This window comes from Nocardia speluncae NBRC 108251, from assembly GCF_001613245.1.
In the GTDB taxonomy this organism is placed as follows: domain Bacteria; phylum Actinomycetota; class Actinomycetes; order Mycobacteriales; family Mycobacteriaceae; genus Nocardia; species Nocardia speluncae.
On record NZ_BDBZ01000045.1, the window covers coordinates 13620 to 34760 of the forward strand.

A 21141-nucleotide genomic window follows, 5' to 3' on the forward strand; every position below is an offset into this window, starting at 1 on the left:
CCCGCTTGTACAGCGGGGAAGGCGGTATTTCACAACGCGCGCTAGACTCCTGCCGATTTGGGTCCGATTCCGGCCTCGCCAATGCCCACGAAACGCCGTGGCTGTTAGTGTCAGGGCTCACGAGTGCCGCGGCGCCCCGCTGTACCCGCGGAACGACCTGTGTTCTACGACGAGGAGACATTGCATGGCACTGAGTGCCGGAACCAGAAGGACGGTTGCCTGCGTGCTCGTGGGTCTCGGCGCGTTGCTGATCGTTGCCGCGCTGATGATCCCTACCTACACCGTCGGCAAAATGGCAAAAACTCCCCTCGATCTCGAGATCACTACCGTCGCGGTCAACCAGCCCGACCAGGAGAGCCTGGTCCTGGACTCGACCTCGCTCACCGAAGAGGGGCGCAGCGCCGAGGTCAACGAGAACGTTCCGCTCGTCTCCCAGCGTTTCCTCACCATCGAAGACCCCTCCGACGCCGATCAGATGACGATCCAGGCCGGTAACACCTTGCGCCGGATCGACAAGCGGGGCGATACCGGTGTGCTGTCGGCCTACGTCGACCGCGTCACCATCGATCGCAAGACCGGTGAACCGGTGTCCACCGACCCTAACGGGTCGATCGCGATGGCAACCAACAGCAAGGGCGAGAGCATCGCCGAACCGGTCCACCGCACCGGCTTGCAGTACCGGTTCCCGATCGGCACCGAGAAGAAGACCTACCCGTACTTCGACGTCTATGCCGAGACCAGCACCGATATGGAGTTCGTGGAAGAGACCGAGATCAACGGCACCACGGTCTACCATTTCCGGCAGAACGTGCCCGCGACCGATCTGTCCAAGGTCTCCAACCTGCCCACCAACAAGCTGAGCCTGCCGGCCGCGAAGTGGGGTGTCGAGGGCGGCGAGGAGCCGGTCACCATGTCGCGCTTCTACAGCAACGTCCGCGATTTGTGGGTCGAGCCGCAGACCGGCACCGTCGTGAAGGGCGGTGAGCAGCTGAACATCTTCTACGCGCGCTCCGCCGACAAGCCCGAGGTTCCCGCGCTCAAATCGCATTTGGTCTTCGATACCGATACCGTCGAAGCCCAGCTCGCGATCGCCAAGGACAATATCGACCAGCTCTCGCTGTTCGGCCGCGTCCTGCCCATCGTCCTCGGCATCGTCGGTCTCATCGCGCTGATCGCCGGCATCCTGCTCGGTGTCATGGGCGGCGGTTCCGGCCGCCCGGCCCGCGCCGGTGGACCCTCCGGTAGCCGTCCCGGCGGCCCGGCTCAGGACCCCGCGGGTTCGGATGCGCCGACCACCACCCTGCCGCGTAGCAGCGGTGCGGACGCACCGACGGAGACCATCAAGATGCCCAAGAATCTCTGAGGCCGGTCGAATACCGAGTCGCCTGAATCAGAGTCGACGAAAAGCTCCCCGGACTTCGGTCCGGGGAGCTTTTTCGTAGGCCGAACTCACCGAAACGACGAAATCCCGCCCCCTTGGATACGGGGCGGGATTCGGTTCGCCGAGTTGCCCCGGGTCAGCGCAGGGTGGCGGTGAGGTGGGGATAGCCCTTCTTCGGGTGCCGCAGGGCGAGCTCCCAGCCGTCCGCGACCCGATCCGCGTATACGTTCACGGTCGAGGGCAGCAGAATCGGTTTACCGAACTTCACTCCATAGGACACCGCACCGGGAATACGGCCCTCCAGCGTGGCCAGGATGGCCGCCGCCGACCACATACCGTGGGCGATGGCCCTCGGAAAGCCGAACGCCTTGGCACCCAATGCCGAGGTGTGGATCGGGTTCTGATCGCCGGAAGCGTTCGCGTAGCGGGTGATCGTCTGCTGGTCGGCTCGCAGGGTGCGCAACGGGGGCGGCGGAACTTCTTCCGGCTTCGGCTCGGGTTTCGGACCGCCCGACAGCGAGGTCTTCTGCTGGTGCAGGAAGGTGGTCACTTGCCGCCACACCAGTTCCCGCCCGACCCGGATCTCGCTGATCGCATCCACCAGAAGGCCTTTGGGATGCTCGCGGAGGTTCTCGATATGCGCGGTGATATCGAGTGGTTCGCCGACCGAGATATCGCGAGTGCGTTCGATCAGGTTCTCCGTGTGTACCGCGCCCATCGCGGCGAACGGGAAATCGCGCTGTACCAGCAATTTCATCACCATCGGGAAGGTGATGACGAACGGGTAGGTGAGCGGCAGGTTGTCGCCGAACCGTAGCCCGGTGGCGCGGCAGTAGGCTGCCAGATGTTCCGGATCCACGCGCAGGCCCTCGAGCCGGACCGCACGGTCCGGGATCGCCGGGGCGCGCCCGGCTACGAACGGCAGCGGGACCGCGCCCAGGGCTGCCTTCACATAGAGGCTGCCGTTCTTCGGGGGGGCATCGAGGGTGATGGTTTCGGTCATCACGCGCCGATCATGCTCTGGCCGCAGACACGAACAATATTGCCGTTCACCGCATTCGACGCCGGGCTCGCGAAGAAGGCGACGGTTTCGGCGACGTCCACAGTCTGTCCCCCCTGGTTGAGCGAGGCCATCAGCCGGCCGCCCTCGCGGGTCGCCAGCGGGATCGCTGCGGTCATGGCGGTTTCGATGAATCCGGGCGCCACGGCGTTGATAGTGATGTTCTTCTCGGCCAACGCGGGGGCTTCGGCGTTCACCATGCCGATGACACCGGCCTTGGAGGCGCCGTAGTTGGTCTGCCCACGGTTACCGGCGATGCCCGCGATGGAGGATACGTCGATCACCCGGCCGCCCGCCTTCAATGCGCCGGCGGACACCAGGCCCTCGGTAATCCGGTGCGGGGCCGCAAGGTTCACGTTCAGCACCGCGTTCCAGCGGCCCTCGTCCATGTTCGCGAGCAGTTTGTCCCGGGTGATCCCGGCATTGTGCACGATGATGTCGATACCACCGAAACGTTCGGTGGCGAATTCCGCGAGCCGCTCGGCCGCGTCGGCGGCGGTCACATCGAGTGCCAGCGCGGTACCGCCGACCTTGTTCGCCGTTTCCGCCAGCGCCTCGCCCGCGGCGGGGATATCGGCGACGATCACGGTCGCGCCGTCCCGGGCGAAGACCTCGGCGATGGTCGCGCCGATACCGCGCGCCGCGCCGGTGACCACGGCGACCTTCCCGTCGAGCGGGCGGCTCCAATCGGCGGGTGCGGTCGAATCGTCCTTGCCGACCCGGATCACCTGCGCATCCACGAACGCCGATTTGGCCGAGAGTACGAAGCGCAGTGTCGAGGCGAGCCCGGTGGCCGCCGGGGAGGCTTCGGGGTGCAGGTACACCAGCTGCGCGGTGGCGCCGCGAAGCAGCTCCTTGCCGACCGAGCGGGTGAAGCCCTCCAGCGCACGCTGGGCGATCTGGCCCTCGACCGATCCGGCGAGTTCCGGGGTGGTGCCGATGACCAGCACCCGGCCCGACGGCGCGATACTGCGCATGGCCGGCTGGAAGAACTGGTAGAGCTGGGAAAGCTCCTCGATGCTGCCGATTCCGGTGGCGTCGAAGACCAGTGCGCCGTACTTGGTGCCGGCGGCCGGTGAATCGGCGAAGGTGTAATCGCCGGCCAGCAGCGCGCGCAGTGGTTCGGCCACCCGACCCTTACCGCCCAGCAGCACCGGGCCGGGCAGGGCGGGCTCGCCGGGGGCGTAGCGCCGTAGCTTCTCCGGCTTCGGCAGGCCCAGCTTGTTCGCGAGGAACCCGCCGGGTGCGGAGTTGACGAACGATCCGTAGAGGTTGGGTGCGCCCTTGCTCTTGGCTGCCACTGTTCCCACCTTTTCTGTTGCTCGAGTGGTGTCGGTACCGGCGTGCACCGGTACCGCCGCACCGGCGCCCTTGCTGCCCGAACTGCGCTCACCCGCGTGGAGCGGGGTCCGCAGGTTGGCCGGCGCACAGTCGCCGGAGGCGGTGTCGACATTGAACTTACTCCGGAGTAAGTTTATCGTAAACCGATCGCGGGCGGGCGTCGGCCGCCGCAGCCGGGTACCGCGTTTCCGGGGCCGGAAACACCCGACCATCTCGCCAACTCGACAACCTGGGAGACCCGAGTGACCACCACACCCCGTTCGACCCGTCCGGTCGCCATCGTCGGCGGCAACCGCATCCCGTTCGCCCGCTCCGACAGGGCCTACGCGCACGCCTCCAACCAGGACATGTTCACCGCGACCCTGGACGGTCTGGTGAGCCGCTTCGGTCTGCAGGGCGAGCGGCTGGGAATGGTCGCCGGCGGCGCCGTTCTCAAGCGGGTCGGTGAGCACGGCATGATCCGGGAGAGCGTGCTCGGCAGCACGCTCAGCCCCTACACACCCGCCCACGACCTGCAGCTCGCTTGCGGCACCGGCCTGCAGGCCGTGGTCACCGTCGGCGACGCCATCGCGGCCGGCCGGATCGAGGCCGGTATCGGCGGCGGAACCGATACCACCTCCGATGCACCGATCGGCGTGAGCGAGCGGATGCGTGAATGGATGCTGAACATCAACCGCGCCCGCACCAACGCCGAGCGACTCAAGCTGGTGGGCCAACTGCGGCCCGGCATGGTCGGTATCGAGATTCCGCGCAATGCCGAACCGCGCACGGGGATGTCCATGGGCGAGCACGCGGCCGTCACCGCCAAAGAGTTCGGTGTGGCCCGCGAGGCGCAGGACGAACTGGCCTACCTGTCGCACAAGAATATGGCCGCCGCCTACGAGCGCGGTTTCTTCGACGATCTGGTGACCCCCTTCCTCGGGCTCACCCGCGACGACAATCTGCGCCCGAACTCCTCGGTGGAGAAACTGGCCACCCTGAAACCGGTGTTCGGTGTGAAACTCGGCGACGCCACCATGACGGCCGGTAACTCGACGCCGCTCACCGACGGTGCCTCGGCTGTTCTGCTGTCCAGCGACGAATGGGCCGCAGAACGCCACCTACCGGTACTTGCGCATCTGGTGGACAGCGAGGTCGGGGCCGTCGATTACATCCACGGACCCGACGGCCTGCTGATGGCGCCCACCTACGCGGTGCCGCGCATGCTGGCCCGCAACGGCCTGACCCTGCAGGATTTCGACTACTACGAAATCCACGAGGCCTTCGCATCGGTGGTGCTGGCGACCTTGCAGGCGTGGGAATCGGATCAGTACTGCAAGGAGCGGCTGGGGCTCGATGGCGCTCTCGGCCCGATCGACCGGGCCAAGCTGAACGTCAACGGGTCCTCGCTGGCAGCCGGGCATCCCTTTGCGGCCACCGGCGGGCGGATCGTCGCTCAGACGGCCAAGATGCTGGCGGAGAAGGGGGCCGGTCGCGCACTGATCTCCATCTGCGCCGCCGGTGGGCAGGGTGTGGTGGCGATTCTGGAGCGCTGAGCGGGGGTATTGCGCCTGCGGTGGCGGGGGTCGGGCTCGTGTCGACCCCCGCTGTCGGAGGTGGGCTTTCTGTGTCTGCGGTCCTAGCCTTCGGCGCCCGGTAATTCGTGGTGCCCGCCGAAGGCCTCGCGCATTGCCGAGAGGGCTTTGTCGGCGTAGCCCGATTCGCCGCGGGAAGCGAAGCGCTGGAACAGGGCGGCGGCGAGCACCGGGGCGGGGACGCCGATATCGACCGCGGCGTCCAGTGTCCAGCGGCCCTCACCGGAATCCGATACTCGACCGCCGAAGGAATCCAGGTTCGGGTCGGCGTGCAGTTGCGCCGCGGTCAGGTCCAGTAACCACGAAGCAACCACCGATCCGCGCCGCCACACTTCGGTGACCTGCGCGATATCTATGTCGTAACGGTAGTATTCGGGGTTCTCCAGCGGCGTTTCCTCAGCGGAGTACTCGCTTGCCGCACGGTTGCCGTAGTCGGCTTTGTGCAGGATGTTGAGGCCCTCGGCGTACGCGGCCATCGCGCCGTACTCGATACCGTTGTGGACCATCTTCACGAAATGCCCCGCCCCGGCCGGACCGCAGTGCAGATACCCGTGTTCGGCCGGGCCCGGTTCACCTTCGCGGCCGGGTGTGCGCGGCGCGGCCGCAACGCCGGGCGCGATTGCTTGCAGCAGTGGCTCCACCTGCCGGAACGGTTCCGGTTCACCGCCGACCATCAGGCAGAAGCCGCGTTCGCGGCCGAAGACCCCGCCGGAGGTGCCGATATCGAGGTAGTGGATGCCGAGCGGATTCAGCTTCGCGGCCCGTGCGATATCGGCGTGGTAGCGGCTGTTGCCGCCGTCGATCACGATATCGCCCGCTTCGAGCAGGTCGGCCAGTTGATCGATCACCGCGCCGGTCGCCCCGGCCGGGATCATCACCCAGACCACCCGCGGGGTGTCCAGCATCGCGAGGAATTCCCTTAGATCGGTGCTGCCGCGGAAGCCGTCGCCGAGTTCGGCGGTGAGGCCGGTGATCACCTCCGCATGGCGTTCGCAGCCCACCGCGGTATGGCCGGCCGCGACGATCCGCCGCACGATATTTGCGCCCATCCGGCCTAGCCCGATCATGCCCAACTGCATCTCGCGTCCCCTTTTCCCTGGGTTGGAGGTCCGGATCGCACGTTGTAGTCGATTGTGCCCGGCGCCGTGGCGGATTTTTGTGTGCGCGGGTGTAACGCCCTGTCGGCGGCACCGATACACCGGTTGGCTCCGTGTATTCGCCTGACCCCCGACCCGGCGACTACACGGGGCCACTTTGCTGTCCGGACCAGAGCCGCGCAGTGGCTGCGCTGTATCACCCGGCTACTGTGCGGTGTCTCAATTGAGCCGCTGCCCGACCGCCAGATGGCGCAGCTGTGATCGATCAGGCACTGAAGATTACAGTTCGGACAACTATCGTTGGCGAAGGCTCGCACCCGCGAGTCCCCGGACATATCGATTGGGGAGGACGGTTCGTGAGCGGCGAATCCACTACCGACCGCGGCGACAAACACGACCCCGGCCGACCACAACCCACCGGCAGCGGCCCGTTTCAGCCGTCGCATACCGGCCGCGACCAGCAGGCGCAGCCGCCCGCACAACCGAATCCGGCAGAAGCCGTCGTGTCCGGCTGGCGCGGCGGCAGTTCGTGGTCGAACCAGGCGGCGAGTACGCCCGGTGCGGATCGTCCCGGCTCCTCCTCAGATTCTGTATCCGCGAATTCGCCCAGCCAAACCTCTGGCCCCGATCCGGCCGGGCCCGATTTCGCCACTCAGCAGTTCCCGCGGAGCGGTCCCGAACCGCAGCCCGGCGCCTATGCCTCCACCGGCCCCGATTCCGACGCTCCCACGGAAGTCTTCGAGTCCGCGGCCCTCACGCAACGCTTGGCCGGCGAGGAAGCAGCCTGGTCGGCCTACTCCGATGACACCGCCGCGACCGATGCCCTCACACAGAGCGGTTCGGTCCCTCCGGCACCACCGCGGCCACCGCAGGGCCGGCCGGGAGGTTCCGGCGGCGAGGGTGGAGACGGCGGGGAAAAGCGTTCACTGTCCGGCATCCGCGACAAGCTCCGCGGTTCCGCGACGGCTCGCCGCGTCCTGCTGGCAGCCGCCGTGGTGTTCGGTATCGCCCTGGTGGGCTACATCGCCGACCTGGTGATGACCTCCGGTAGCGTTCCGCGCGGCGTGGAGGTCGCGGGGGTCGCAGTCGGCGGGATGAACAAGGACGCCGCCCAGGCGAAGCTACAGACCACACTCGATGCCCGCTCCGGCGAAGTGGTGCCGGTGAAGATCGCCGATGTGCAGACCGAGCTGGTGCCCAGCGCCGCCGGCCTCGGCGTGGATTGGGATGCCACCTGGGAGCGGGTGGGTGGCCAGCCGCTCAATCCCGCGGCCCGGCTGCTGTCCTTCGTCGCCACCCGCGAGGTCACAGTGGCCAGCACTGTCGACGAGGCTGTGTTCGGAAGCACCCTCGACGAACTGCGGGTGCACGATCAGCCGCCGGTGGAGGGCGGTATCACCTTCGAGGGCACGCGGCCGGTGGCAGTGAATCCGGTTCCGGGCCGGATTCTGGACACTGCTGCGTCGCGGACCGTGCTGACCGACCAATGGGCCACGGCGAACACCCTGGACCTGCCCGTGATCCCCGCACCGCCCGCGGTCCGGGCCGAGGCCATCGAAAAGGCGCTGTACGAGATCGCCGAGCCCGCGGTGAGCGCGCCGGTGGTGTATTCGGGGAAGGACAGTGGGACCGCGACTCTGAACCCGGAGCAGATCGCCGCCATCGTGAGCTTCGTCCCGGACGGTCACGGCGGTCTGCGGGTCGAATTCGACCACAAGGTCGCGACGGACCTGCTCGCGCCGCAACTCGCGCCGACCGAGGTCGAACCGAAGGATGCGACCTTCACGTTCTCCGGTGCGCCGACCGTGGTACCCGCCGTTGTCGGCGACAAGATCAACTGGCCGAAATCGCTGGATCAGTTGCCGGCGATGCTGGCCGCCGCCGGACCGCAACGCACCACCGCGGCCGTCTACGAGCGCATCGAACCGAAGCTCACCACCCAGGCGGCGGAATCGCTGGGGATCACCGAGGTGATGGGCGAGTTCACCACCGGCGGTTTCTCCGGTCCGTCGGGTGTGAACATCCGTACTGTCGCGCAAGAGGTGAACGGTGCGGTCGTGAAACCCGGTGACACGTTCTCGCTGAACGGGCATACCGGCACGCGCGGCGCGGCCGAGGGGTATGTGGAATCCGGCATCATCGACCACGGCCGTCCCAGCACGGCGGTCGGCGGCGGGATCAGCCAGTTCGCCACCACTCTCTACAATGCCGCGTATTTTGCCGGGCTGGAGGACGCGGGCCACACCGAGCACAGCTATTACATCTCCCGCTACCCGGCTGCCCGGGAGGCAACCGTCTTCGACGGCGCCATCGACCTGCAGTTCCGCAACAACACCCCGCACGGCCTGTACATCCAAACCTTCGCGGACAGCTCGGATGTGACGGTGCGTATCTGGGGCACCAAGACGGTGGAGGTCGAATCCATCACCGGTGACAAGTCCAAACCGACCGAGCCGGAAACCATCACCCTGCCCGAGGGCGACGAATGCATCGCCTCCACAGGTGCACCCGGTTTCACGATCGCCGATACCCGGGTGATCACCGACGTCAATACCGGTCAAGAGATTTCCCGGCATACGCGGACGGTCAAGTACGACCCGGTTCCCGAGGTGAAATGCGTGTCCCCGGACGACGAGAAATCCGACGAGGAACAGCCCGCGGATACCTCGGAGCCGACCGCCGTGCCGAGTAGCGGCAACGAGGGCAGCCGGCCCACCGGTCGCGCGGGCAACCGCTGAATTCCCGGCCGGTAGCAGGTGGCCGACTGCTACCGGCCGCGTTCGTGGGGCTTCAGCGGCCTACAGCGGTGTGCGCATCAGCAGGACGTTGTACTGCCGGTGCACCGTGAGCAGGAAGTACAGGTCGCTTCCCGTCTGGTAGGGGAAGATCATGGGCGCGTAGGCGGTGGGCAGGGAAGCCGCCTCTACCAGCACCCGCGGTGTACTCCAGGGGCCTTCCGGGGTGTCGGCCGTGCGCAGCACCACCGAATTGTGCGGATCGGTCGTCAGCATCACGTATTTGCGCAGATGGTCGTTCCACTGCACCGACAATTCGGCGACACCCTCGACGATCGGCGTCGCGGCTACCGGGTCGTTCATCTTCCAGCCGTGACCGTCCCAGTACTCATATGCGTCCATCTTCGCGATATCCGCTTCGCGCACCCGGGAGATGTAGCCGGTGTTGCTCCGCCCGGCCGCTGTGCCGAACCGGTACACATACCCGTCGGCCTTCACGAACGCGTTCTGCTGAAAACGTTCGTGGCCGCCGCCGTTGGCCCGGCGGGTGGTGGGCAGCTGTGTCCAGGTCCGGCCGCCGTCGGCGGAGGAGGCGAGGGTGGCGAAGTTGGTGGTCCACTTGCCGTGGTCGCCCCATTCCTTCACCGACATCATGCTCATGTACTGCACCCCGCCCACCGCGACCCCGGCGGTCGGGATCAGGCTGATCTCGATACCCGGGATCTTCGGGCTGGGCAGCGGGTTCGGGACGGCACCGTCGAAGATGATGCCCTGCGACGGGTCCTTGGTGCGGCTGTGGAACAGCACATTGCTGCTCCACGCCCATGCGCTGCCGGCCAGCAGGTTGGGGATGCCGAGGCCCGCGGAATCGCCGAACGCGGTGATCATGGTTCCGGCGCCGTCGTCCCACATCACCCCGAGATCGGTGCCGAGCACGTTCACCTGCTCGGTCCGGTTGGGGCTGTCCATCCCGGTGACCTGGAAAACGGCCTGGGTTTCGCCCGGTAGCGGCGGCAGGCCGCGTGGCTGGCCGTTGATCCCGGGGATGGGATTCACATTGTTGGGGTCCGCTGCAGCGGGACCGGCCAGGACGAGTGCCGCGGTAGCACCCACGATCCCGGCGCGTACGAGTACGGACAGCGGGCGGCGAGTCATTCTCGATTGTCCTCCTGCGGAGCTGCGCGGTCTGCGGGCCATCTTGCCACGGCCGCGGTATCGGCGTGCCGATCCGCGCTGCCGAACCACCGCGGGATCCGGTCGAGCAATTCCCGCTGATCCTCTCCGATCAAGGCCGCGTGCCCGTCGGGTCGCAGCAGTACGGCGGGCACATTTGGAACGGCCTTTCGCCGACTTTGTGCCTTCACCGGCTCGTCGGCTGTGCGCGTCCGGCCGGCCTGTCCGGCCGGCCTCCGGTCGGCCCGCACAAAACCGGCGGCCCGGATTATCCGGGCCGCCGGCGGGAGAGCGATTCATCAGCGGATCAGAACGCCGCCTCGTCCAACTCCATGATGTCGTTGTCCAGGTTCGACAGGATGGTGCGGGTGGCCGTCAGCTCCGGCAGGATATTGCGGGCGAAGAACTGGGCCACGCCGACCTTGCCCTGGTAGAAGGCCTGGTCGGCACCTTCCGCGCCGGCATCCAGCGCGGCACCGGCGACCTCGGCCTGCCGCAGCAGCTGCCAGCCGATCAGCAGGTCGCCGACCGAGAGCAGGAAGCGCACCGAACCCAGGCCGACTTTGTACAGCTCATCGGTCTGCTCCTGGGCGCCCATCAGGTGCCCGGTGAGCGTGGCTGCCATGGCCTGCACGTCCTCGAGCGCGGTCGCCAGCAGTTTGCGTTCGGCCTTGAGGCGGCCGTTGCCCGCCTCCGAGTCGATGAACTTCTGCACCTGTCCGGCCACATGCCCCAGGGCGACACCGCGGTCTCGGGCGATCTTGCGGAAGAAGAAGTCCTGCGCCTGGATCGCGGTGGTGCCCTCGTACAGCGAGTCGATCTTGGCGTCGCGGATGTACTGCTCGATCGGGTAATCCTGTAGGAAGCCGGATCCGCCCAGGGTCTGTAGCGATTCGGTGAGGTATTGGTAGGCCCGCTCGGAGCCCACACCCTTCACAATCGGCAGCAGCAGATCGTTGACCCGGGCCGCGAGATCGGCGTCGGCACCGGAAACAGCCGCGGCGACATCGGCGTCCTGGTGGGCCGCGGTGTACAGGTACACCGCGCGCAGGCCCTCGGCGTACGCCTTCTGGGTGGCCAGGCTGCGCCGCACATCCGGGTGGTGGGTGATGGTGACCCGCGGTGCGGTCTTGTCCGACATCTTGGTCAGGTCGGCACCCTGTACGCGCTGCTTGGCGTAGTCGAGCGCGTTCAGGTAGCCGGTGGACAGGGTGGCGATGGCCTTGGTGCCCACCATCATCCGTGCGTGCTCGATGACCTCGAACATCTGCGCGATACCCTTGTGCACCTCACCCACGAGCCAACCCTTGGCCGGGACGCCGTGGCCGCCGAAGGTGACCTCACAGGTGGCCGAAACTTTCAGGCCCATCTTGTGTTCGACATTGGTCACGAACACACCGTTGCGCTCGCCCAGTTCGCCGGTTTCGTGGTCGAAGTGGAACTTCGGTACGAAGAACAGCGACAGACCCTTGGTGCCCGGCCCGGCGCCCTCGGGGCGGGCGAGCACCAGATGCATGATGTTCGGGAAGAGGTCGTCGGCATCGGCCGAGGTGATGAAGCGTTTCACGCCCTCGATATGCCAGGAGCCGTCCTCCTGCTGGACCGCCTTGGTGCGGCCCGCGCCCACATCGGAGCCGGCGTCGGGCTCGGTGAGCACCATGGTGGCGCCCCAGCCCTGCTCGACGGCGATCTTGGCCCATTTCTGCTGCTCTTCGGTGGCGTTGTTGTAGAAGATGTTCGCGAAACCGGGGCCGGCGGCGTACATGAAGGCCGCGGGCTGCGCGCCGAGGATCAGTTCGGCGATGGCCCAGTAGGCGGCGCGTGGGACGTCGATACCGCCCAGTTCGGGGTCGACGGAGAAGCTGTCCCAGCCGCCTTCCTGCAGGGTCCGGTAGCTCTTCTTGAACGACTCGGGCAGGCTCACCGTATGGGTTTCCGGGTCGAAGACCGGCGGGTTGCGGTCGGCGTCGGTGAAGGATTCGCCGAGCGGGCCTTCGGCCAGGCGGCGCACCTCGTTGAGCATCTCTTTGACGGTGTCGGCGTCCAGGTCGCCGTAGGCGCCGGATTCCAGGATCTTGCCCAGGCCGAGGACCTCGAAGAGGTTGAACTCCAGGTCGCGGACGTTGCTCTTGTAATGACCCATTGTGATACTCACTCTCCGTTGAGTCGGGTGCGGTCGGTGTCGTCAGCCGTTCCCGCCCGTTGTTGCCACCGGGTAGCCACCGGAACGCAGCAGGCTACTCGCGGGTAACTTATCACCTATATTACCGACGGGTAAGGCGGGCGGCAAAGGGTCTCGCGGCATTGTGATGAGCGAAACAGGCGGCAGTCCGGTGACCTGCGGAAACAAGACCCGTGATGGGCTCATCGGGCCGTTTTAGCCCGGGATACCTCGGTGGCCCTGGTTGGCGATCGGATGCAGCAGCGCCGAGACCGCGGCCGGGTGCTCCGGTGGAAGATCTCGATGAACCGATACCGGGCCGGATAGGGTGAGGTGTGCGGATCCAGACGAGCGCCGGCCCCGCGGAGGCCCGGATCGACCATCCGGACGACGCGACATTCCTGCTGGTATTCACCCACGGTGCCGGCGGCGGGGTGGACGGCCAGGACATCCTGACGGTGCGCGATACGGCGCTGGCCGCGGGTGGTGTCGTGGCCCGCGTTCTGCAGCCCTACCGGGTGGCCGGCCGCCGTGCGCCCGGCAAGCCGGAGCCGCAGGACAGGGCCTGGGGCGAGCTTGTCGCCGCGCTGCGATCGGACCTCGGCCCCGACCTTCCGCTGATCCAGGGTGGCCGCAGCAACGGGGCGCGGGTCGCCTGCCGGACCGCCGGCGAACTCGGCGCCCGTGGCGTCGTGGCGGTGTCCTTCCCGCTGCATCCGCCCGGAAAACCGGAGAAATCCCGGCGTGACGAATTATTGGCCGCTGCACCGGCCGAGGTGGTGGTGATCAACGGTGGTAGCGATCCGTTCGGAATCCCGGACCCGGCGGACGCCGCGGAGGTCCGGGTCATCGCCGGGCAACCGCATTCCTTCAAGAAGGGGTTCGACACGATCGCCGAAACACTCGAGCCCTGGTTCTTGCGCTGGAGTAGCTGAAGCGGCCGGAATATGGGCTGGTGCACCGTCTTTCCGGGCGGGCAGGATGTCAATGAACCGGTTTGGTGGCGATGACCAGGGCGTCGATCGCTTCCCCTGCCTCGGTCGGCCGCAGGATCTGCTGGGCGGTATCGATCCGGAGACCGCTGTCGTCGCCCAGGTCGGTGACCACATCCTCGGGTGTGAACAGGATCTCCGGATCCTGCGGGCCCCCGTGCCCCCGTTCCGGATTCGCGCTGTCGTGCCCGAGTACCAGCAGCATTCCGCCGGGGGTGAGCAGCCGCGCCGCCCGCCGGACCATCTCGCGACGTTGTCCGGCCGGTAGGTGCAGGAACACCATCAGGACCAGTTCGTAAGGACCGCCGATATCCACACCCGGTTCGGTGAGATCGGCGCACTGCCAGGTGATCCGCTCCCGGATGGACCGGGTCAGCCGTGTCGCCACCGTACGGCCCTTATCGATTCCGACCTGGGAGAAATCCACTGCGTGCACCTGCCAGCCGTGGGTGGCCAGCCACAGTGCGTTGCGGCCCTCCCCGCAGGCCAGATCCAGTGCGCGCGGGAATTCGGGAACTGTCCCGTCCGGGCCGGGCACGCGCGGTATGCGCCGGTCCAATCCGTGCACGAACTCCACCACCGTGTTGTTCGGCGGTGCGCCCCACACCAGTTCGCTCTGCACATACCGCGTATCCCATTCGGCCGCGTCCATACGGGCCAGTGTATGGATGCAGTACCTGCTTCGGAACGCTTCGGCTTCGGATGTCATTCGTCGGCGGGCTCGGGCAGCCACTGCACCGGCGAGGTTTCACGGATATGGACGAGGATGTCGAAGGCCGCTGCCGCCGAAGTCACCTCGAACCGCGCCGCCTCGTCCGCGGCCGGGTCGTACACGCCGCTGATCACCCGCATTCGTGCCGGTGCCGCCCGCCACGCCTGGACCTCCGGTGGTGCGTCGTCGCGTAGGTCGACGAAGTAGGCGGGCAGGTCGACGGCCCCCAGATCGGCGTCGAGGAGGTCCGGATGGGGGTCGGGGGCGATTGCCGTGCCCAGATCGCCGTGATGGAAACCGATCGCCACCGAGAGGTAGCCGGTGCCGAAATATGCGCGCAGCCCGCTGCCCTCACTGTGGAACCGGGTATCGGCCGGGCCGATACCGCTCTCGCCGGCGGCCGTGTGGGCGATCCCGTCCCAGTACACGATCCGCGCGCCGGTGGCATGGTGATGATCGATGATCGTCCGGGCCGGTTGTGGGTCGTCCCCGCCGAAGCCCCCGCGTCCGGCCACGCTGTTCTCGTGGAAGGCCACGATCAGCCGGGCGCGGTCGAGTGCCGTCGAATACGCCGCGGCTGCCTCGGCGGTGGACGGTTGCGGCAGTGCCTGTAAGAGCGTGAGCGCGGCGCGGGCGTCTTCGGCGAACGGGCGGCCGGGGTGGATGCCCTGGTGACGCTGGACATGCTCGTCGATCCGGTGCGCACTGCGGATCGGGGTCAGATATGTGGCGAGTTCGCCGGCACGGTCCGGAGCCCAGCGGTGGGCGTAGGCGAGTACCTCGTCGTAGTCGGCGGATTCGGCGGCCGCCGGCCGGATACCGAACACACCGACCTGATCGCCGGGGTGGTCGATGTTGTAGGCGCGCAGCCATTCGAGCGTCGCGACGGTTTCGGCGGTGCGCAGGGGTCGCCAGGCGCCGGCGAGCGCGGTGTACGGGTCGCCGCTGCCGGTGCGTACGTAGGCGTCGAGCCGGGCACCGGAACGTGCGCTGTCCTGGACGGCGAGCGCACGGAATCCGTGCTCGGTGATCAGGGTGCGCAGGATCCGCTCCCGGATCCCGTAGGTCTGGCGGGAGAAACGGGTGGATTCGCCGAGACCGACCACGGTGGCCGCGGCCAGGTGGTCGGTCAGCGTCCGCAGATCCGTACCGGTATCGGCGGCGTCGGTTCCGTGGACGGGCCGCGCGTTATCGCGCAGCCACCGGTGCACCGTGTCGGCGGTATCGGTGGTTGTCGAGATCGTGTTCACGCCAGGCTCCTGGTGACTCGTGGGAGTGTCGTGAACCAGCCTCCTACCTCAACTATTGTTCAGGTCAACTGTGTGTGGGGTCAGAGGCTGCTGCGCATCAGGACCACGTTGTACTGGTTGTGGACGGTGGTGAGGAAGTACAGATCATTACCGGTCTGATACGGGAAGATCGCCGGCGCATACGCGGTCGGCAGCTCTCGGGCATCGATCAGCACCCGGGGCGGGCTCCACGGGCCCTGCGGGGCGGGCGCGGTGCGCATCACCACCGAATTGAACGGGTCCGTGGTCAGCGAAACATATTGACCCAGATGGTCGTTCCACACAACCGACAATTCGCCGACACCGTGCATGATCGGTTGCGCGGCATTCACGTCGCCGTGTTTCCACCCGCCGCCGTCCCAGTATTCGTAGGCGCCCAGATTCTGGATATCTGCCTCGCGGACCCGGGATATGTAGGCGGCATTGTCGCGGCCCGACGCGGTTCCGTAAACATAAACGTAGCCACCGTCTTTCGCGAAGGCATTCATCTGGAAATTGCGGTTGGCGCCCTCGTTGGGCCGGCGGGTGAATGTCAGGTCGGCCCAGGTTTCGCCGTTGTCGGCGGACGCGGCCAGCCCGGAGTAATTGGTTGTCCAATCGCCGGGAGTGTCCCATGTCTTCACCGACATCAGGCTCATGTACTGCACGCCGTTCACCGCGATACCGGCGGTCGGAATACGGCTTATCTCCAGGAACGGAATCTTCGGGCTGGGGATCAGATCACGCGCCTGACCGAAGACATCGCGGACCACACTGTCGAAGTAGATACCGTGCCGGGGGTCGCGGGTATGGCTGCGGACCAGCACATTGCTGCGCCACGCCCACATGCTGCCGGACAGCAGGTTGGGGAATCCGACGCCGGCGGTATCGCCGAACGCGGTGAGCATTTCACCGTGCCCGTTGTCCCACATGATGCCCAGATCGGTGCCGAGCATGTTGTAGTTGTGGGTGCCGTTCGGGCTGGCCATTCCGGTTACCTGGAAAACGGCCCGGGTGGCTCCGTTCAATTGTGGAAGCCCATTGGTGCCGTTCAGCACTGGAATGGGATTGATGGCGTTGGGATTCGCCGTGGCCGGTGCGGTGGCCGCGATCATTGCGGCCGATGCGCCCGCCAGCAGAGACATAAGTATGGATCCGGTTCTTTTCAAGTCCGTCGGACCTCCGGGTTGCGTCGAGAATCGCCGCGGATAAACGTGGGCACCTCGGGATCTGTTACACGGCTCATTTCGACTGGCTGGCAGATCGCGGGTCATGTTAGCAGTGGATATGGGCTGATCAGAGGCTTTGCGGGGCAGTTCTGTGCTGGTGTCACGCAGGTCGGTGGGGTTGTTGCTGAATTGTCACCAGTGAAGAGTTCGCGGCACTGCTGCTCGAGAGCGCCGTAGATCACTCCATGGTCTAATCGAGAAGTTAACCGCGCATTTCAGCGGTTTACTTCAGTGAGGAAGCGGAGGACGTATGCTGCCAGCCGGAATGGACCCGCGCACACCGGTGCTCGTCGGAGTCGGACAGGTCGTGCATCGGTCCGGTGAACCAGGTCTGCCCGGAGCAGTCGAACTGGCGGCGGAATCGCTGCGCCGGGCAGGTGCAGACAGCGGAACCGGCGATGTGCTGCTGCGATCGGCCGATGTGGTGGCCGCCGTCGCCACGGTCAGCGGCTCCTATCCCAACCTTGCCGCGACGGTCGCCGCGCAGATCGGCGCCTCCCCGAAACGGACCCTGCAATCCGCGCCCGCCGGTGGCGACGCCCCGCAGCGGCTGCTCAACCTGCTGGGCCGGCAGATCGCCGAAGGTCACACCGATATCGCCCTGATCTGCGGCGCCGAGTCGATGGCATCGCTGAGCAAGTCCAAGAAAACCGGTGTGGACCCCGGCTGGCCCGAACAGCACGAGAACGCCCTACCCGACGAGATCGTGGGCGCCACCGACGCCCCCAGCTCCGCGATGGAAACCGCAGCCGGACTCTGGGGGCCGATCTATGTGTACGCGCTGATGGAATCGGCGATGCGCAATCGTCTCGGTCTCGACCAGGAGACGCATCTGGCGCGGATCGGCGGGCTGTGGTCGCGATTCTCCGAGGTCGCGGCCCGGAACCCGTACGCCTGGATGCCGACGCAACGGACCGCGGCCGAACTCGTCACCACCGGGCCCGGCAACCGGATGGTGTCCAGCCCGTACCCGAAACTGCTGATGGCGAATCTGACCGTCGACCAGGGCGCCGGCCTCATTCTGTGCAGCGCCGCGGCGGCGGATGCGGCCGGAGTGCCCCGGGAGCGGTGGGTCTTCCCGCACGGCGGTGCCACCGCCACCGATATCTGGTATCTCTCCGAACGCACCGATATCGCCGCCTCCCCGGCGATCGCCGCGGCCGGCCGGGCCGCGCTGGCGGGTGCGGGGGTAGGTATCGACGATATCGCCCATATCGACCTGTATTCCTGCTTCCCGGTGGCCGTGCAGGTGGGCGCCGCGGCGCTGGGCTTGCCGATCGACGATCCCGCGCGACCCCTCACCGTCACCGGCGGTCTCACCTTCGGTGGCGGTCCGGGCAACAACTACAGCACCCACGGCATCGCCACCATGGCCGGGATCTTGCGCGACAACCCGGGCGACTACGGGCTCACCACCGCGCTCGGCTGGTACGTCACCAAACACGGGGTGGGTGTGTACTCGGCGAAACCACCGGCCGAACCGTTCCGTCCGGTGGAGGCCGAGGTCCCGGTGGCCCGGCGCGAGACGGCCCCGGGCTATACCGGCCCGGCGGTCATCGAGGCGTACACAGTGCCACACCGCAAGGGCGAGGCGGGCGATGAAGCCGAAGCCGTGGTGGTCAGTGCACTGAACCCGGCAGGGGCACGCATACTTGTCCGGGCGACGGACAGCGAAACCATCGCCGCCTGCACCATCGGCGACCGGTTGGGCGCTGCCATCGAGATCACCGCCGCCGACCGTTTCATTCTGCGCAGTGAGAGGACAGCCTGATGACCGATACCGTGCTCCTGGACCGGTGTGATGCGATAACCGTGCTCACCGTCAACCGGCCCGCGGCGCGTAACGCCATCGATCTGGCGACGGCGACGGCGATCGAGGCCGCGATCGACGAATTCGAGGGCGACGATACCGCGCGGGTGCTCGTGTTCACCGGGGCCGACGGAACCTTCAGCGCCGGAATGGATCTGATCGGGATGACCCGCGGTGAGTTCCCCGTAACCGAACATCGCGGCCCGCTCGGTATCACCGCGAAACCGCCGGCCAAACCGATGATATCGGCGGTCGAGGGTTTCGCGCTGGCCGGCGGTTTCGAACTGGCTCTTTCCGGTGACCTCATCGTCGCTGCGCGGGACGCGAAATTCGGTATCCCCGAGGTGAAACGCGGACTCGTCGCGGCCGCCGGCGGCGTCATGCGGCTCACCCAGCGCCTGCCGCGCAGTATCGCGGCCGAACTGGCGTTGACCGGTGGCCGGATCAGCGCCGAACGGTTGCACCAGCTGGGACTGGTCAACCGGGTGACCGACCCCGGTGAAGCGCTGGAAGTCGCGCTGGAGCTGGCGGGCGAGATCGCGGCCGCCGCTCCGCTGGCGGTGGCGGCCAGTAAGCGGATCATCGACGAGTCTCCGGATTGGAGTGCCGCCGAGGGGTTCGCGAAGCAGGGGGAGCTCGCTCTTCCCGCAATCGCTTCCAAGGATGCGGCCGAGGGGGCGCTCGCATTCGCGGAGAAGCGCGACCCGGTTTGGCAGGGCCGCTGAGGTTCAGTGTGCTCGCACGGTAAGGGGCCGACCGTGGTGGTTCGGCCGGTTTTCCAGCAGTCGGCGGCCTCGTCGACTGCCGGAAACCCCTGGCCGTCCGAACGGCACCTTCAGTGGGCGGGCGGAGCGGGCCACATATCTGCTCTCGCCGGGAATTGCCGCGCCCGCCGTCGTTGTCGTCCTGCGTTACCCTCAGCGACAGTCGCGCGTCCCGGCTCGCCTCGGGCGCCGACCTGATGCGTCGGTTACGCGGGCAATTGATCAAGTATTACGCGGGCGCAGGCGGCGGGATCGTCGTAGAACGGCGTATGCCCGCTGCCCCCCAGCGTGATGTGGCGCGCGTGCGGCAGTACCTCGCGGGCGCGCCGGCTCTGGGTCCTGTAGGTGAGCAGGATGTCGCGGTTACCCCAGGCGATGGTCACCGGTAGGTCCGCCAGCGCCGCCGGGTCCGCGAGTTTCGCCTCGGTGAACGAATCCAGTGCCGGTGCGAAACCGAGCGATTTCACCGCACCTTCGGCGGTGTCCAGAGCGGTCCGGGTGTCGACCGCCCAGGGCTTACCGAAGACCAGGCTCAAGAATATGGTGCGGCCGGCCGGCGTGCCGAGCACCTTCGGCATCGCCGGGCCGAGGACGCGACCGAGTTTCTCGGCTCGACCCAGCGATTGCTGACACCAGATGCGGCCCGGTGTGTCCCAGAAGAAGATCGGTGAGAAGGCTGTCACCGAGCGGGCCAGGCCGCGGGCGCCGAGGTTCAGCGAGATCCCGCCGCCCATCGAATTTCCGGCGAGATGGGGCCGGTCGAGCCCCTGGACGGCCAGGAAATCAGCGAGGGCGCCGGTCAGGGTGTCGACCGTGGTGCGGGGTAGCGGTGCGGAACCGCCGAAACCGGGCAGATCGACCGCGATTACCTCGAAATGGTCGGTGAGGGTGCCGATGACCGGTTCCCACACCTGCCACCTGCTGCCCACGCCGTGGACCAGCACGAGAGGTTCACCGCTGCCTTCGCGATGGTACTCGAGAACAGTCATACCCAGCTCTCCGATCAGGATCCGAACTGCGGAATCACACTAACAGCAGGCAGGGGACATCAGTTCGATTCGCGGGGACCGCCGAAGGTACGTCCCCGTTGGACCTGCACCGACGGCAGGTGTGAGTCTTATCGAAATATGCTCCTCCGAGTTGCGGCCCGAGTGTGACTGCGACTACACACATGCGTGGGCGTCACGCGGACGACCGTGGGACGATCCCCGATCACCGCGGCGTCCAGGTGATACATCTGAGAGAGGAACCCGGTGCGGAAGACCCTTTTTGCCGCGACCCTAGTAATTCTGCCGCTGTTGGCGGCCTGCGGTAGCGATACCGAATCCGCGCCCGCGCTGACCGAGGCGGACCTGTCGAAATCTCTGCAGGAGAAAGGCCTCAAGGACCCGGCCTTCGCCGACTGCGCCGCCAAGGTCTACCTGGCGGAAGGTATTTCCCAAGAAGGTCTGCAAACCATGATCAGCGACGAGTTCGATACCCGGATGGCCGATCCGGAGACTCTCGGCCTGAGTCCGGACGACAAGACCAAGGCCGAGGCCGCGACCTCCAAGATCGTCGGTGAATGCCTCGGGGCGTCGCAGTAGGCGGTTTCGGCAGCGAACGCCTGCCGAGCATCGTCGGGCGGCCGTAGTAGGTCTCCGACGGCCGTGGTCGGGCGATCGATATCTCCGGTGCGTAATTCGGAGATGAGTCGGCCGACCGTTGAGATGCTGCCCTGGCCGTGGAGCCGGGGCAGCGCCGTCCGGCCGGTTCCGATCGGTGCGATCCGAACCCTGGCCGAGTGGCACGTCCGGATGGTCAACTGAGGTCACAGCACCCAACGATCCCGGCGCCGGCCGGGG

General features: G+C 67.0%; 16 protein-coding genes. 7 read left to right on the plus strand and 9 right to left on the minus strand.

What is annotated here, in order from left to right; genetic code table 11:
• The first annotated feature begins 184 nt into the window (after positions 1-184).
• On the plus strand, positions 185-1363 hold the full coding sequence (gene pgfA / locus NS6_RS31070) for a cell envelope lipid trafficking protein PgfA (RefSeq protein WP_068049522.1): 1179 nt from the start codon (positions 185-187) through the stop codon (positions 1361-1363).
• Between the two features lie 154 nt (positions 1364-1517).
• Here pgfA and NS6_RS31075 read toward each other — a convergent pair whose 3' ends face one another.
• Together NS6_RS31075 and NS6_RS31080 are read right to left on the minus strand one after the other, a co-directional pair.
• Positions 1518-2384: a MaoC/PaaZ C-terminal domain-containing protein gene (locus NS6_RS31075; protein WP_068049528.1), complete on the minus strand. Its 867-nt coding sequence runs from the start codon at positions 2382-2384 to the stop codon at positions 1518-1520.
• The gene (locus NS6_RS31080) at positions 2384-3742 is read right to left on the minus strand and encodes a 3-oxoacyl-ACP reductase (protein ID WP_068049634.1); all 1359 of its coding nucleotides are present in this window, start codon (positions 3740-3742) and stop codon (positions 2384-2386) included. Before NS6_RS31080 ends, NS6_RS31075 begins: the two co-directional genes overlap by 1 nt.
• A gap of 282 nt (positions 3743-4024) precedes the next feature.
• Here NS6_RS31080 and NS6_RS31085 point away from each other — a divergent pair, with 282 nt between their 5' ends.
• Positions 4025-5317, plus strand: a complete 1293-nt coding sequence (locus tag NS6_RS31085; RefSeq protein WP_068049530.1) for an acetyl-CoA C-acetyltransferase — start codon at positions 4025-4027, stop codon at positions 5315-5317.
• An 83-nt stretch (positions 5318-5400) separates the two neighbouring features.
• On the opposite strand, the gene gnd is transcribed toward NS6_RS31085, so the two are convergent.
• On the minus strand, positions 5401-6435 hold the full coding sequence (gene gnd / locus NS6_RS31090) for a phosphogluconate dehydrogenase (NAD(+)-dependent, decarboxylating) (protein ID WP_068049533.1): 1035 nt from the start codon (positions 6433-6435) through the stop codon (positions 5401-5403).
• 374 nt (positions 6436-6809) lie between these two features.
• Here gnd and NS6_RS31095 point away from each other — a divergent pair, with 374 nt between their 5' ends.
• Positions 6810-9191, plus strand: coding sequence for a VanW family protein (locus tag NS6_RS31095; RefSeq protein ID WP_245669585.1), 2382 nt, complete (start codon positions 6810-6812; stop codon positions 9189-9191).
• 60 nt (positions 9192-9251) lie between these two features.
• Here NS6_RS31095 and NS6_RS31100 read toward each other — a convergent pair whose 3' ends face one another.
• On the minus strand, positions 9252-10343 hold the full coding sequence (locus NS6_RS31100; protein WP_084471575.1) for a glycoside hydrolase family 183 protein: 1092 nt from the start codon (positions 10341-10343) through the stop codon (positions 9252-9254).
• Between the two features lie 325 nt (positions 10344-10668).
• Positions 10669-12504 carry an acyl-CoA dehydrogenase gene (locus NS6_RS31105; protein ID WP_068049538.1) on the minus strand — a complete coding sequence of 612 codons (1836 nt, stop codon included), beginning with the start codon at positions 12502-12504 and terminating at the stop codon, positions 10669-10671.
• A 353-nt stretch (positions 12505-12857) separates the two neighbouring features.
• Between NS6_RS31105 and NS6_RS31110 the strand changes: the two genes are divergently transcribed.
• The gene (locus NS6_RS31110; RefSeq protein ID WP_068049540.1) at positions 12858-13457 is read left to right on the plus strand and encodes an alpha/beta hydrolase family protein; all 600 of its coding nucleotides are present in this window, start codon (positions 12858-12860) and stop codon (positions 13455-13457) included.
• A gap of 49 nt (positions 13458-13506) precedes the next feature.
• On the opposite strand, the gene NS6_RS31115 is transcribed toward NS6_RS31110, so the two are convergent.
• The 3 genes from NS6_RS31115 to NS6_RS31125 all read right to left on the minus strand — a co-directional run bounded on the left by NS6_RS31115 (position 13507) and on the right by NS6_RS31125 (position 16639).
• Positions 13507-14166 carry a class I SAM-dependent methyltransferase gene (locus tag NS6_RS31115; protein ID WP_068049638.1) on the minus strand — a complete coding sequence of 220 codons (660 nt, stop codon included), beginning with the start codon at positions 14164-14166 and terminating at the stop codon, positions 13507-13509.
• A 53-nt stretch (positions 14167-14219) separates the two neighbouring features.
• On the minus strand, positions 14220-15476 hold the full coding sequence (locus NS6_RS31120) for an erythromycin esterase family protein (RefSeq protein WP_245669586.1): 1257 nt from the start codon (positions 15474-15476) through the stop codon (positions 14220-14222).
• Between the two features lie 80 nt (positions 15477-15556).
• On the minus strand, positions 15557-16639 hold the full coding sequence (locus tag NS6_RS31125) for a glycoside hydrolase family 183 protein (RefSeq protein ID WP_084471576.1): 1083 nt from the start codon (positions 16637-16639) through the stop codon (positions 15557-15559).
• A 334-nt stretch (positions 16640-16973) separates the two neighbouring features.
• Between NS6_RS31125 and NS6_RS31130 the strand changes: the two genes are divergently transcribed.
• Positions 16974-18494: a TLP1 C-terminal extension domain-containing protein gene (locus NS6_RS31130; protein WP_068049542.1), complete on the plus strand. Its 1521-nt coding sequence runs from the start codon at positions 16974-16976 to the stop codon at positions 18492-18494.
• Positions 18494-19258 (plus strand): crotonase/enoyl-CoA hydratase family protein, encoded by a 765-nt coding sequence (locus NS6_RS31135; RefSeq protein ID WP_068049544.1) that lies wholly within the window; start codon positions 18494-18496, stop codon positions 19256-19258. Before NS6_RS31130 ends, NS6_RS31135 begins: the two co-directional genes overlap by 1 nt.
• 245 nt (positions 19259-19503) lie before the next feature.
• Here the strand turns inward: NS6_RS31135 and NS6_RS31140 are convergent, their stop codons facing one another.
• Positions 19504-20286, minus strand: coding sequence for an alpha/beta fold hydrolase (locus tag NS6_RS31140; protein ID WP_068049546.1), 783 nt, complete (start codon positions 20284-20286; stop codon positions 19504-19506).
• 264 nt (positions 20287-20550) lie between these two features.
• Here NS6_RS31140 and NS6_RS31145 point away from each other — a divergent pair, with 264 nt between their 5' ends.
• A complete protein-coding gene (locus NS6_RS31145; RefSeq protein ID WP_068049548.1) occupies positions 20551-20883 on the plus strand; it encodes a hypothetical protein in 333 nt (110 codons plus the stop codon).
• The last annotated feature ends 258 nt before the right edge of the window (positions 20884-21141 follow it).

Coding starts and splice junctions, on each gene's coding strand:
- NS6_RS31130 (WP_068049542.1), top strand. CDS start 16,974: ATGCTGCCAGCCGGAATGGACCCGCGCACACCGGTGCTCGTCGGAGTC.
- pgfA (WP_068049522.1), top strand. CDS start 185: ATGGCACTGAGTGCCGGAACCAGAAGGACGGTTGCCTGCGTGCTCGTG.
- NS6_RS31140 (WP_068049546.1), bottom strand. CDS start 20,286: ATGACTGTTCTCGAGTACCATCGCGAAGGCAGCGGTGAACCTCTCGTG.
- NS6_RS31125 (WP_084471576.1), bottom strand. CDS start 16,639: ATGTCTCTGCTGGCGGGCGCATCGGCCGCAATGATCGCGGCCACCGCA.
- NS6_RS31105 (WP_068049538.1), bottom strand. CDS start 12,504: ATGGGTCATTACAAGAGCAACGTCCGCGACCTGGAGTTCAACCTCTTC.
- NS6_RS31115 (WP_068049638.1), bottom strand. CDS start 14,166: ATGGACGCGGCCGAATGGGATACGCGGTATGTGCAGAGCGAACTGGTG.
- NS6_RS31135 (WP_068049544.1), top strand. CDS start 18,494: ATGACCGATACCGTGCTCCTGGACCGGTGTGATGCGATAACCGTGCTC.
- gnd (WP_068049533.1), bottom strand. CDS start 6,435: ATGCAGTTGGGCATGATCGGGCTAGGCCGGATGGGCGCAAATATCGTG.
- NS6_RS31100 (WP_084471575.1), bottom strand. CDS start 10,343: ATGACTCGCCGCCCGCTGTCCGTACTCGTACGCGCCGGGATCGTGGGT.
- NS6_RS31075 (WP_068049528.1), bottom strand. CDS start 2,384: ATGACCGAAACCATCACCCTCGATGCCCCCCCGAAGAACGGCAGCCTC.